Genomic DNA, 11,825 nt, shown 5'->3' on the forward strand with positions numbered 1-11,825 from the left:
CGCTTAGCCCTTGCCAAGATCATATTTCTATGGACTCCTTTAGCGATAGATTACTAAAATTATCTATAATTTCGCAGAAGGAGAGATAGAATGAGCAATGCCCCCGCATGGCCTCTCGGACACCGTCTTTCGCAGCCGGTTCGGACGGCGCTCACCGTCGTCGGTGGCGCTGCGCTGATGACGCTGGCCGCCAAGGTTCAGATTCCCTTCTGGCCAGTGCCGATGACGCTGCACACCCTCGCGGTTATGCTGTTCGCCGTCACCCTCGGCCCGCGCGTCGCCGTATCGATCTTCCTCGCCTATCTCGCCGCCGGCACTGCCGGCCTGCCGGTGTTCTCCGGCTCGCCCGAGCGCGGCATTGGCCTTGCCTACATGGCCGGCCCCACCGGCGGTTATCTCGCCGGCTATCTCGTCGCCTCCTGGCTGGTGGGCCGATTGGCGGCCGGCAGGGGCACGCTCGGGCGGCTCGCTGCGATGCTGGCTGGCCTCCTGCCGATCTACGCCCTCGGCGTCGCCTGGCTCGCCGCCTTCGTGCCGGCCGGCAGGCTGATCGCCCTGGGTGTCGCGCCGTTCATCCTCGGCGATCTCATCAAGATCGCCGTCGTGGCGGCCGGTTGCGCGCTGCTGCCGTCCGCCCTCGCCCGCCTGAGAGGCCTTGGAGAATGACCACCGCCGACGGAACCACCCGGCACGACTGGACGGTGGAGGAGATCGCCACCCTCCACGACCTGCCGCTCCTCGAGCTGATCGGCCGCGCCAACGCGGTCCACCGCGCCCATCACGACCCCAACAAGGTGCAGAAGGCCAGCCTCCTCTCCATCAAGACCGGCGGCTGTCCGGAGAACTGCGCCTATTGCCCGCAGTCGGCCCACCACCGCGAGGTGGCGCTGACCAAGGATCGGCTGATGGACCCGACCAAGGTGATCGCTCTCGCCGAAACCGCCCGTAAGGCCGGCGCCGAGCGCTTCTGCATGGGCGCCGCATGGCGCGAGGTGCGCGATGGCGAGGAGTTCGACGCCGTCATCGCCATGGTCAAAGGCGTCCGCGCCCTCGGCATGGAGGCCTGTGTCACGCTCGGCATGCTGAAGCCGCATCAGGCCGAGCGCCTCGCGGCGGCCGGCCTCACCGCCTACAACCACAACCTCGATACCAGCCCCGAGTTCTACGGCCAGATCGTCACCACCCGCACCTATCAGGATCGCCTCGATACGCTGGCCCTGGTGCGCTCGCTCGGCATCGATCTCTGCTGCGGCGGCATCATCGGCATGGGCGAGACGGTGCGCGACCGCGCCTCGATGCTTCGGGTGCTGGCCGGCATGGACCCGCATCCAGAAAGCGCGCCGATCAACGCGCTGGTGCCGGTCGCCGGCACGCCGCTGGCCGACCGGCCGCCGGTCGATCCACTGGATCTGGTGCGCATGGTGGCCACCGCTCGCCTGGTGCTGCCGGGCTCGACGGTGCGCCTGTCGGCCGGCCGCTCGGCGCTCACCCGCGAAGCGCAGATCCTCTGCCTGGTGGCCGGCGCCAACTCGGTGTTCTACGGCGACAAGCTGCTCACCACGCCCAACGCCGACATTGGCGACGACGCCGAACTGTTCGCGGCCATCCGTGACCCCACGCCCGCCTGCCCGCTGAAACACGCCGGCACAGCCAGCCGAATGGCCGGAGCGGGCGACGAAGGCTGTCGCTGCGGAACAGGATGAGGCGAACAGGCGATCACGTGAAATAGCGCCGGATGAAGGGCACCTGCCGCAGGCCGTGGCTGACGACGAAAGCGAGTGGCACCAGGATGGCGGCCATCACATACATCTTCAACAGCGCCGGCGCCTGAACGTTCCGCACCAGGATGGCGCCGGCCACGATAACAGGCGGATGGATGACGTAGACGCCAAAATAGTTCTGCGTCAGGAAGCCCGTCAGTTTGCCCTGGCCGTTGAACTTCTCGCGGAACAGCACGATCAGCCCCAGCGATATGCCGACGCAGAAGAACGCCTCCCACGTCGCATAGAAGGCCGACTGCCAGCGGAAGCCGCCGAAGAAGGCGCCGATGTCGGGCACGGCGCCATGGGCCTCAGCGAGGATGGCACTCGCCGGAATACCCAGGAACCACAGGGGTATGCCGAGAATCAGCGTCCACCTGAACCAGCGCATGCCGAACTTGTAGGTCACGCTGTCCAGAACCTGATGCCTCCGGCAGAAGATGCCCGCGAAGAACATGACGACATAGGAAGAGAAGAAGCCGCCTTGCATGAAGTTGCCAGGCACCGCCTTGAACAGCTGAACACCGCCCGGCTGTACCAGGCGCAGCAGGAAGGCGCCCACGGCGATGATCAACGCGACCGCCACCACCGACCGATGCGCGATTCTGAAAGGTGTCGCCTGGCTCGCCACCGCCCCCGGCTCGCCCGGCGCGCCATGCCAGACGGCGTAAGCAACCGACAGGATCAACAGCAGCATCAGGAACCACAACGGGCCAAGACTGCTCAGGAAATCGAGCGAGGTGACGTAGTGGACATACCATTCGGCCATGTTCGGCGCGGCGGCATTGGCCAAGCCGGCGATCCATATGGTCAGGGGGTGGATGAGAGCGACATAGACCAGCATGGGGACGCCAAGCCGGACCAGCCGGCTTTCGATGAACGGCGCCGAGCCTTTCCTCTCAAGGGAATCGGGAACGAGGTAGCCCGAGATAAAGAACAGGAGACCCATGAACCAGGCCTGGGTGAGCGAGCCATAGAGGCCGAACAACAGGCCGGAGAGCGGGCCGTAGCTGGCCTGTTCCTTGTAATACCAGAGGCCGTTGCCGCTATAGGTGACGTTGAGGTGCATCAGCACCACGAGGATGATGACGAACCACTTGAGATGATCGAGGTAGGCAAGCCGCCCTAGTCTCGTCTTCTCTACGACTGCCCCCTGCGCATCCATGTCGTCCCCCATTTCAATGCAGCATACCGACCAAGTTGGAGCGGGCGGCCGTTCGGCGCCCCTCCTCATGAATTCTTCGCGTGAATGAATGAGATCGCCGGTCCGGCCTTTTGCTCTCGCAGGCCGCGCGCTCCGTAATCGTGATTGCAGGCGGACGGTATGACTGCTCACCAGAGCGGTCAATCAGAGGTTTTCGCTATGATTTTCTGGAGTTAAGCAGGCATCAATAGTGCACGAACCCAGGGAATACTTAGAGATAACCTGCATATATGAGTATCGGACAGTTGCAGCATGGCGCAGCAGGGCGACTGAGCGGCAATGTCTCAGACCCTACCCTTGAGTTTCTGAATACCCGGTGTACATTAGCCAGGATTAGCTAATGAGGCTCCCATGTCCACCGTCAACATGCTCGACGCCAAGACGCACCTCTCGAAGCTGGTCGGGGATGTGGAAAGCGGCGCGATCGACGAGATCGTCATTGCCCGCAACGGCAAGCCGGCGGCGAAGCTGGTACCGATCGGCAAGGCGAAAGCTGCCGGCAAGCGGTTGGGCCTCTTGAAAGGGCGCTTTCCGGCGATGTCGCTCGACGATTTCAACAGCGATGACCAGGCGGTCGCCGCACTGTTCGCCGGCAAGGCCACCGACTGATGCGTCTCCTGCTCGACACTCACGTGGCGATCTGGGCGCTGGTTTCGCCCGAGCTCATCCCGGATCGCCTCGCGAGCCTGATCGCCGACGCGGACAACGAGATCTACGTCTCCGCGGCGAGCATCTGGGAAATCGGCATCAAGTTCACCTTGGGTAAGCCGAGCGCCCCGCCCTTTTCGGCCAAGGATGCCATCGCCTATTTCGCTGAGGCCGGCTTCCTCTCTTTGCCCGTAATAGCAGCCCACGCCGCCGCCGTGGAAGAGCTGCCGCCACTCCACATCGACCCCTTCGACAGACTGCTGATAGCCCAAGCCGTCACCGAGCCGCTGCGGCTGATCAGCCACGACGCCAAGGTCGCCGCTTACGGAAGCATGGTTCTCAGCTGGTAGCCGAATCCTCGCCTCGCTCCGTCACGACATCGGCAAAGGCCTGATGGTCAGCAGTGCTGGCCCGCCGATAGGCGCTGGGCGTCATGCCCGTTACCCGCAGGAATTCGCGGTTGAAGTTGGATTTGGTGCCGAAGCCGGATTCCAACATCACCACCGTCACCGGCTCGTCGGTTTGGGTCAGCCGCCGCTGGGCATCGCGCACCCGATATTCGTTGACCACCTGCGACACGTTGCGGCCGTGCGCCCGGTTGAGCGCCCCGGAAATCTGCCGGGCGGGGATGCCTGCGCGGCGAGCCAGCCGCTCCAGCGTCAAGTCCGGATCACGATAGATTTGCTTTTCCGCCATCAGCGCCTCGATGCGGCCGATGACGGCGGCATCCGCTGCGCGCGTGTCCTCATCCACGGGGAGCGGCGGGGGCGACGGCGCGGCCTCCTCGCCCGACAACGCCTCCGTCTCGGGGCGGCTGTCACCCGCCACCGTCGCCGCATAACCGGCCACAGCGAGCCACAACACACTGGCGGCGGTGAGCAGCAGCTTGGCCTGCCGCCCCTCGCCGAGGAACAGATCGACCGATACCGACGCATCGAGAAAAGCGGTGAACACCAGCACGGCGCCGAGGGCGACCAGAGCCCGATAGGCCATCCGCTCGTCGCTGAACCGGACGGCGGAGAGCGTCCCCGGCCCCTGCCGCGCCACGGCGAGCATCGCCACGCCATAGCCGAGGTAGATGACGAACAGCACAGCGTCGATCGACACCCGCCAGACGGCGACCAGCACCGCCACGACGACCGCCGGCAACAGATGCAGCCAGACGGCCGGCGCCGGTGTGCTGTGGCGCAGCCGATCGAAGGCCATGAATGACATGGCCGGCAGCAGGGCGGCGAGAACCGGCTGGATCAGCCGCGCCGGCTGCCAGCCGAAGTTCCAGTTGAGGCCCGAAAGAGCTGCCTGCACGGCGAAGGCGGCGACCAGCAGCGGAAACAGTCCGAACTTCCCCGCGCCATGCCGGATCATCCGCAGCAGGATGAGGCAGAGGACGAGCGATACGACGAAAGGCAAGGGGATCGAAGGCATGGCCTTTTCTAGCATGCCACCGGCATCTTCGTCGCGCCGCCAGGACGCAGAATCCCCTGGTGGACGTCCTCGATCGCAATTGAGGTCGCGCGCCGCGCGTCATCTCTGGCAGCGAGCCATAAGGTGGAAGCCGTCGCCGCGATGGTCGACAGCGCCCCGCCCGCCATCTCCATTAAAGCAAGCCTTCTTCACCCAGCATCGAATGGCGATCCTCGGACTGTCTCGATTGTTCTGGCTAGCGGGAATGCGTCGTCAGGCGAGGCAGACCCGATCGCCGCCCGCCGCCTTGGCCTTGCGGAGCGCCCGGTCGACCCGTTCCATCGCCACGCCGCGATCTTCGCCGGCAGTCAGTGCGGTCACGCCGATGCTCGCTCTGAGTTGGGCGAACGCGTTGTCGCCAAAAGTCTCAGCGCCGATCACTTTGACCAGGCTGTCGGCAAAGCGGGCCGCCGCATCGGAACTGCCCTCCCTGAGGATGGCGAATGTATCGCCATCGAGGCGGGCAGCGACCCCGGCGCCGCTGGAGACGCTGGCAATGATCCGGCCGACCTTGCCAAGCGCCGCATCGCCTGCCGCGCGGCCGAAGCGGTCGTTGAAAATGCCGAAGCCGTCGAGATCGGCAACAATCAGGTTGAGCGGCTCTGAGGACGCCCGACGGCTCAACAGCCGCGTCTCGTATTCCGCTTCGAACCCCGGTCGATTGACGAGCCCGGTCAGCGCATCGCGGAAGGCCAGTTCGCCGATCCGCTTCTTGTAGATGCCGAAGGCGATGGAAACGAGAACGAGCGATACGGCGATGACCAGGAAGCCGATGGCAAGATTGAACAGGAAACCAAGCCACAGCGGCCGCATCGCCGCCGCCTCGTCCTGCTCGACCATGACGCGCCAGCCGAGATCGGGAATAAGCCGATGCGACAGGAGGATGGTTCGCCCGGCTCGCTTGAAGGAATACTCGCCGCGCTCCTCTCCGAGGATCTGACTGGCGATGCCTGCGAGCCCTTCGGATTTTTGAATGGAGGCGCCCACCGGCGTATCGTCATCCGTCGCCACGACGATGTCGCCCCGCGCATTGACGAAATAGATATTGCGGTTGAACTGCTCGCGATAGCGCGAAACGATGTTGCGGACTGTTCGGAAATCGAGGCCGACGCCGGCAAGGGCGATCATCTTGCCGTCATGGTCGAGAACCCGGTAGTTGATGAAGACCGTCAGCGCGTCATCTTGCTGCTTGTTGACATCGACGTTGACCTCGTAAGGCGCCGCCGCGTCAATCGCCCGGAAAAACCAGATGTCGGCAGGATCGTCGCGCTTGAGATGTCGGGGCGGCGCCTGAAAGTGGTAATAGGCCTGCGTGTCACGAGACACCAGAAACGCCGTGAAAACATTGTATTGCCGCTGGATCCGCTGCAGATAGCGGGTGATCGCCGCCAGATCGAGCTCCCCCGAATGCAGCCAGTCCTGCACGAAGGTGTCATTGGCCATCAACGAGGAAACCAGGATCGGCCGCACCAGATCGGTCTGAATCTCCGAATAGATGTTCGACCCGGTCAGGGGCAGTTCGGTCTCGATGATCGACTGCCGCATGGTGTCGACAGCGATGAAGTAGCTGACCATATTGGTGATGAGAAAGCCGATGGCGAGAATGGCGCCGATCAGCGGGATCATGCGCATCCGGTCCAGCTTGGCGGTCATTCTTCCTCCCGGCGAACGCAAGCGCGTCCGCCCCTCACTCCGTCAGCAGCCATCCGAATCGTCTCGGCTCTGCCCCTACCATAGGTGGAATTAACAAGAGTCCGCGATCAATCTTCAGGGAAAGACGGATTCTCTTCGTCCTTGTCCGCCACCTCAAAGCCCAGAAGATTCCAGGATTGCAGCATGTGTGGCGGCAGGGGAGCGGTGACGTCGATCACCGCGCCGCCAGCCGGATGCGGTATGGTGAGGCGGCGGGCCAGAAGGTGCAGCCGGTTCTGGATACCGCCCGGCAATTGCCAATTCTCGATATCGAAATAACGGGGATCGCCGATGATCGGATGCCCCATCGCTTGGCAATGGACGCGCAGCTGATGGGTGCGGCCGGTGGTCGGCTTCATGGTCAGCCACGACAGGCGGCCGGCCGAATGCTCGACGATGGAATAGTAAGTCACGGCATGCTGGGCGTCGGTATCGCCATGTTTGGCCACGGTCATCATGTCGCCGTCCGGTCCCGCCACGCGCTTCAGATAGCTCGAGATCTTGCCCTGGGCCGGCTTGGGCTGGCCGTACACCAGCGCCCAATAGATCTTGCGCGCCGAACGCGTCTGGAAGGTACGAGCCAGCGTCGCCGCCGCGAGGCGCGAGCGGGCCACCAGAAGGCAGCCGGAGGTCTCCCGGTCGAGGCGATGAACGAGGCGCGGCTTGACGCCCTTGCGGTCGCGCAGCGCCTCCAGCATGCCGTCGATGTGGCGTGTCATGCCCGAACCGCCCTGCACGGCAAGGCCGGCCGGCTTGTTGAAGACGAACACGTGCTCGTCCTCGTAGAGCAGCAGCGAGCGCAGATAATCGGCCTCGTTGGCGGATGCCACCTGCTTCGGCCGGGCCATCGGCGCGCCGCCCTCCCCGTCGTAGAAGGATGGGCCACTCTGTGCGGCATCGCCATATTGCAGTGGCGGTATGCGCACCGTCTGGCCAACGCCGAGCCGCTGTTCGGTCTTGCAGCGACCGCCATCGACACGCACTTGCCCCGAGCGGATCAGTTTCTGCAAGCGGCCGAAGCCAAGGCCGGGGAAATGCTCCTTGAACCAGCGGTCGAGGCGCATTCCGGCCTCGTCTTTGGCAACGACGATCATTTCGACGCGTGGCCCGCCGGGTGCTTCATGGGTCATGCGAAGGCCCTCACAAGGTGGAGACCGGCAACCAGCCCGGCCAGCGACAGCACAATCGAGGCACCGACATAGACGGCGGCGGCGGCAACCGCGCCACGCTCGAACAGCACGATGGTGTCGAGCGAGAAGGACGACAGGGTCGTGAAGCCGCCAAGGATGCCCACCGCCACGAACAGACGAAGAGGCTCCGAGCCGTCGAATTTCAGAGCCAGGAGCTCAATGAACAACCCCATGATGAAGGAGCCGACGATATTGACTATAATGGTGCCGAACGGAAAGCCGGCCCCGAGGAGTCGTCCGGCACCGACGCCCACCAGATAGCGGCAGACCGAGCCGAGAGCGCCGCCGACGGCGACAAGAAACAGTGGTACAAGCGACATGGTAAGACTCGGGGCGACTGTCGACCGGAGGGGTGCCGGATCGACACGGACAATACGGCCGGCGGCGGTTTCGCGCTTTCTAGAGCATAGCCCGGTAAATTGGAACCTCAATCGCCGCACCGCGTTCCGTTGCAAGGGCCGGAACGGTGGCCGGCCAGCGGTGGCTCCACCTCTGAAGGAACGATGGATGAGCCTCGCGACCAGCCCCGAAAAACGTCCCGATTTGCTGGAAATCCCGCCCGGTGGCCCTGCTTGCGAAATGGCGTGCATTCCGCTATTTCCTCGCCGCCGGATCGAGCCGACGTCACCGACGTCCGATCTCTGCGACGGTTCTACATGAACGACGCCAAAGCAAAAGACAGCCATACGGCCGCCTCGGGCGCCTCCCTATCGACCCCAGACGTAGCCGGCCATGGTGAGTATGCTGGTGGCTCTCTCCTCGGCCTCGCGGTTGGCTCGGTGGGTGTCGTCTACGGCGACATCGGTACCAGCCCGCTCTACGCGTTCCGCGAAGCCTTGCACCATACGGCCACCGACGGCATTACCCGCGCCGAGGTCACAGGCGTCGTATCGCTGCTCATCTGGTCGCTCACCCTGGTGGTGACGCTGAAATACGTGCTGTTCGTGATGTATGCGGACAACAAGGGCGAAGGCGGCACGCTGTCGCTGGTGGCTCTGGTGCGCGGCGCGCTCGGCAAGCGCGGCGGCTTCGCGCTGATCATCGGTATCCTCGGCGCCTCGATGTTCTTTGGCGACGCCGTCATCACCCCTGCCATCTCGGTGCTGTCGGCCGTCGAGGGTCTGAAGGTCGTCGCCCCCAGCTTCTCGAACTATGTGGTGCCGCTGACCATTGCCATTCTCATCTTTCTGTTTGCCATTCAGAGTCTTGGCACCGGAAGGGTGGCGGCCTGGTTTGGACCGATCACGGCTGTCTGGTTCCTTTGTCTCGGCGTTCTCGGCCTGATGCATGTCAGCGACGATCCCGCCATTCTCTATGCGCTGCTGCCGACCTCGGCCATCAGCTTCGTGATCGATCACGGCTTCCTGGCGCTCGTTGTCATCGGCTCGGTATTCCTGGCGGTCACCGGTGCCGAAGCGCTCTATGCCGATATGGGCCATTTCGGCCGCCGGCCGATCCAGCTCGCCTGGCTGGCGCTGGTCTTCCCGGCACTGACCCTCAACTATCTCGGTCAGGGCGCCCTGGTGCTCTCCCATCCCCAGGCCCTGGAAAATCCATTCTTCCTGATGGTTCCGCAGCCGGTGCTCATCCCCTTCATCCTGCTGGCCACCATCGCCACCATCATCGCCAGCCAGGCGGTCATTACCGGCGCGTTCTCGCTCACCCAGCAGGCCGTGCAGCTCGGCCTCATTCCCCGCATCGAAAGCCGCCACACCTCCGAGACCCAGGCCGGCCAGATCTACCTGCCGCGCATCAACTGGATGCTGCTCATCGGCATTCTGGCACTGGTCGTGTTCTTCCGCTCATCGAGCGCGCTGGCCTCCGCCTACGGCATCTCGGTCACCGGCGAGATGGTGATGTCGTCCATGCTGGCCTTCATCGTGGTCTGGAAGGTCTGGAAGTGGCCGATCTGGGTGGCCGTCGCCATCGTCGCCCCCTTCCTTTCCATGGAGCTCATCTTCCTGTCGGCCAACCTTCTGAAGGTATTCGACGGCGGCTACCTGCCGCTGACGCTGGCCGCCTGCGTCGCCACCTGCATGTGGACCTGGGTGCGCGGCAGCGACCTCGTCTTCGAGAAGTCGCACCGGGAAAACATCCAGCTCACCGACCTCATCAAGATGCTCGGCAAGTCGCATCCCGTCCGGGTCAACGGCACCGCCGTATTCCTGACGTCCGACCCCGAGATCGCGCCGAGCGCCCTTCTCCACAACCTCAAGCACAACAACGTCCTGCACGCCAAGAACATCATCATGACCGTGCATGTGGTGACGACGCCGCGCTACCCGGATGATCAGCGCGTCAAGATCGAGCCGCTGTCGGACGACTTCGTCCTCGTCGAGTTGACCTTCGGCTACATGGAATCGCCGAACGTGCCGCGTGCGCTGGCCCAGTGCCGCAAACAGGGCATCAAGTTCGACATCATGGCGACGTCCTTCTTCCTCAACCGCCGCTCCTTCAAGCCGAGCCCGCAGTCGCCCATGCCGCTGTGGCAGAACCGCCTGTTCATCTCGCTGACGCGAACGGCGGCCAACGCCACCGACTTCTACCGCCTGCCTTCCAATCGCGTGGTCGAGCTCGGCCAGCAGCTCACGGTGTGACGCTTGCTGCCATAAGACGCAGCGACACGCCTCGGAAACCGCAGCGCGACCGTTGCATTGTGGCAACAAAGCGGTTGGAAGGTGGAATCGACGCCGGCATTCTGCCCTGGAAAGGCTTGAACGTCGTTGGCGCACTCTGCATCGTCTTGAGTGAGTTACGAGTTCGATACGGATGTCCGATTCGAACTTTGGATATGTGCAACCCTCCTCAAACCTATCGGATTCCGGTTCTTTCACGATGATGAGAAAGATGCTTCTCCTTGCGGCGGTTGCCACGATGGCCGCGTCGCTCCACACGGGCGTTGCCCGTGCCGAAGAGGAAACCGTTCGCTTCTGGGACCCTTCGTCCAGTAGCTTCCAGACCATCGTACGCAAGCCCTCGACCCGCACGATGGAAAGCCCGATCAAGAAGGAACTGATCGATTATACCGGCCCCTACGGCAATGGCACGATCATCGTCAACACGGGCGAGCGCCGCCTCTACTACGTAGTCGCCGACGGCAAGGCGATGAAATACGGCATCGGCGTCGGCCGTCCCGGCTTCACCTGGCAGGGCGAGCACCACATCACCCGCAAGGCCGAGTGGCCCGGCTGGACGCCGCCGCCGGCCATGCGCAAGCGCCAGCCGAAGCTGCCCTCTTTCATGCCCGGCGGCCCCGATAATCCGCTTGGTGCGCGCGCCATGTACATTGGCTCGACCATCTACCGCATCCATGGCACGGCTGAGCCGTGGACCATCGGCCAGGCGGTGTCGTCGGGCTGCATCCGCATGACCAATGACGATGTGGCCGATCTCTACGAGCGCGTCGGCGTTGGCACCCGGGTCGTGGTCATTCACTGATCCGGTGGATAGCTGAAAAATGCAACGCCGTCGCGGCATGCCGCGGCGGCGTTTTTTTTTCATGCAGCTCTGCGTGTCAGCGCGACAGGCCCTTCGCCGCGAGTTCGGCGACATAGGCAGAGAACAGCGCCTCTTTGTCCCGGCCGGTCTCATAAAGAATGGTCCAGGTAAAAAGGCCGCTATCGTGGCCATCGTCGAACACAAGGCGGACGGCGTAGGAGCCGACCGGTTCGACCGCGGTGATCGCAACGTCCTTCTTGCCGGCCACTGTGACGCGCTGGCTCGGGGCATGTCCCTGAACCTCAGCCGAGGGCGAATTCACCCTGAGAAGTTCGGCCGGGATGGAAAAGGATTTGCCATCCTCAAAGGACACGGCCAGCGAGCGCTTATCGGCGGAAAGACGGATTTCGGTGGGCCAGACGGCCATGG

Annotated in this window: 12 protein-coding genes; 6 read left to right on the forward strand and 6 right to left on the reverse strand. The window is 63.8% G+C overall.

Annotation, left to right across the window (positions count from 1 at the left end; genetic code table 11):
• Nucleotides 1-90: 90 nt before the first annotated feature.
• Together G522_RS0121835 and bioB are read left to right on the forward strand one after the other, a co-directional pair.
• Nucleotides 91-666 carry a biotin transporter BioY gene (locus G522_RS0121835; RefSeq protein ID WP_026792854.1) on the forward strand — a complete coding sequence of 192 codons (576 nt, stop codon included), beginning with the start codon at nucleotides 91-93 and terminating at the stop codon, nucleotides 664-666.
• A complete protein-coding gene (gene bioB / locus G522_RS28165; protein WP_084633333.1) occupies nucleotides 663-1,703 on the forward strand; it encodes a biotin synthase BioB in 1,041 nt (346 codons plus the stop codon). Before G522_RS0121835 ends, bioB begins: the two co-directional genes overlap by 4 nt.
• Nucleotides 1,704-1,716: 13 nt before the next feature.
• On the opposite strand, the gene G522_RS0121845 is transcribed toward bioB, so the two are convergent.
• Nucleotides 1,717-2,925 (reverse strand): acyltransferase family protein, encoded by a 1,209-nt coding sequence (locus G522_RS0121845; protein WP_026792855.1) that lies wholly within the window; start codon nucleotides 2,923-2,925, stop codon nucleotides 1,717-1,719.
• 390 nt (nucleotides 2,926-3,315) lie between these two features.
• Between G522_RS0121845 and G522_RS0121850 the strand changes: the two genes are divergently transcribed.
• A complete protein-coding gene (locus tag G522_RS0121850; RefSeq protein ID WP_026792856.1) occupies nucleotides 3,316-3,573 on the forward strand; it encodes a type II toxin-antitoxin system Phd/YefM family antitoxin in 258 nt (85 codons plus the stop codon).
• Entirely contained in the window at nucleotides 3,573-3,962 is a 390-nt protein-coding gene (locus G522_RS0121855) for a type II toxin-antitoxin system VapC family toxin (RefSeq protein WP_026792857.1), read from the forward strand. Before G522_RS0121850 ends, G522_RS0121855 begins: the two co-directional genes overlap by 1 nt.
• On the opposite strand, the gene G522_RS28170 is transcribed toward G522_RS0121855, so the two are convergent.
• The 4 genes from G522_RS28170 to crcB all read right to left on the reverse strand — a co-directional run bounded on the left by G522_RS28170 (nucleotide 3,952) and on the right by crcB (nucleotide 8,278).
• A complete protein-coding gene (locus G522_RS28170) occupies nucleotides 3,952-5,037 on the reverse strand; it encodes a helix-turn-helix domain-containing protein (protein ID WP_084633338.1) in 1,086 nt (361 codons plus the stop codon). The genes G522_RS0121855 and G522_RS28170 overlap by 11 nt on opposite strands.
• A 252-nt stretch (nucleotides 5,038-5,289) precedes the next feature.
• Complete coding sequence (locus tag G522_RS0121870) at nucleotides 5,290-6,729, reverse strand: GGDEF domain-containing protein (protein WP_026792858.1); 1,440 nt, start codon at nucleotides 6,727-6,729, stop codon at nucleotides 5,290-5,292.
• 107 nt (nucleotides 6,730-6,836) lie between these two features.
• Complete coding sequence (locus G522_RS0121875) at nucleotides 6,837-7,898, reverse strand: RluA family pseudouridine synthase (protein ID WP_036840469.1); 1,062 nt, start codon at nucleotides 7,896-7,898, stop codon at nucleotides 6,837-6,839.
• A complete protein-coding gene (crcB, locus tag G522_RS0121880) occupies nucleotides 7,895-8,278 on the reverse strand; it encodes a fluoride efflux transporter CrcB (RefSeq protein WP_026792860.1) in 384 nt (127 codons plus the stop codon). The genes G522_RS0121875 and crcB overlap by 4 nt, the downstream gene beginning before the upstream one ends.
• 336 nt (nucleotides 8,279-8,614) lie before the next feature.
• Here crcB and G522_RS0121885 point away from each other — a divergent pair, with 336 nt between their 5' ends.
• Both G522_RS0121885 and G522_RS0121890 read left to right on the forward strand, forming a co-directional pair.
• Nucleotides 8,615-10,555: a potassium transporter Kup gene (locus G522_RS0121885; RefSeq protein WP_036840495.1), complete on the forward strand. Its 1,941-nt coding sequence runs from the start codon at nucleotides 8,615-8,617 to the stop codon at nucleotides 10,553-10,555.
• Nucleotides 10,556-10,805: 250 nt separating this feature from the next.
• Nucleotides 10,806-11,396, forward strand: coding sequence for a L,D-transpeptidase (locus G522_RS0121890; protein ID WP_245586713.1), 591 nt, complete (start codon nucleotides 10,806-10,808; stop codon nucleotides 11,394-11,396).
• 76 nt (nucleotides 11,397-11,472) lie between these two features.
• On the opposite strand, the gene G522_RS0121895 is transcribed toward G522_RS0121890, so the two are convergent.
• Nucleotides 11,473-11,823, reverse strand: a complete 351-nt coding sequence (locus G522_RS0121895) for a gamma-butyrobetaine hydroxylase family protein (RefSeq protein WP_026792863.1) — start codon at nucleotides 11,821-11,823, stop codon at nucleotides 11,473-11,475.
• Between the last annotated feature and the right edge of the window lie 2 nt (nucleotides 11,824-11,825).

Origin of the sequence: Pleomorphomonas oryzae DSM 16300 (assembly GCF_000422965.1) — a bacterium.
GTDB lineage: Bacteria > Pseudomonadota > Alphaproteobacteria > Rhizobiales > Pleomorphomonadaceae > Pleomorphomonas > Pleomorphomonas oryzae.

Excerpts from the sequence above, each read along its gene's own strand:
- G522_RS0121835 (WP_026792854.1), top strand. The coding sequence starts at position 91 with ATGAGCAATGCCCCCGCATGGCCTCTCGGACACCGTCTTTCGCAGCCG.
- bioB (WP_084633333.1), top strand. The coding sequence starts at position 663 with ATGACCACCGCCGACGGAACCACCCGGCACGACTGGACGGTGGAGGAG.
- G522_RS0121845 (WP_026792855.1), bottom strand. The coding sequence starts at position 2,925 with ATGGATGCGCAGGGGGCAGTCGTAGAGAAGACGAGACTAGGGCGGCTT.
- G522_RS0121850 (WP_026792856.1), top strand. The coding sequence starts at position 3,316 with ATGTCCACCGTCAACATGCTCGACGCCAAGACGCACCTCTCGAAGCTG.
- G522_RS0121855 (WP_026792857.1), top strand. The coding sequence starts at position 3,573 with ATGCGTCTCCTGCTCGACACTCACGTGGCGATCTGGGCGCTGGTTTCG.
- G522_RS28170 (WP_084633338.1), bottom strand. The coding sequence starts at position 5,037 with ATGCCTTCGATCCCCTTGCCTTTCGTCGTATCGCTCGTCCTCTGCCTC.
- G522_RS0121870 (WP_026792858.1), bottom strand. The coding sequence starts at position 6,729 with ATGACCGCCAAGCTGGACCGGATGCGCATGATCCCGCTGATCGGCGCC.
- G522_RS0121875 (WP_036840469.1), bottom strand. The coding sequence starts at position 7,898 with ATGACCCATGAAGCACCCGGCGGGCCACGCGTCGAAATGATCGTCGTT.
- crcB (WP_026792860.1), bottom strand. The coding sequence starts at position 8,278 with ATGTCGCTTGTACCACTGTTTCTTGTCGCCGTCGGCGGCGCTCTCGGC.
- G522_RS0121885 (WP_036840495.1), top strand. The coding sequence starts at position 8,615 with ATGAACGACGCCAAAGCAAAAGACAGCCATACGGCCGCCTCGGGCGCC.
- G522_RS0121890 (WP_245586713.1), top strand. The coding sequence starts at position 10,806 with ATGCTTCTCCTTGCGGCGGTTGCCACGATGGCCGCGTCGCTCCACACG.
- G522_RS0121895 (WP_026792863.1), bottom strand. The coding sequence starts at position 11,823 with ATGGCCGTCTGGCCCACCGAAATCCGTCTTTCCGCCGATAAGCGCTCG.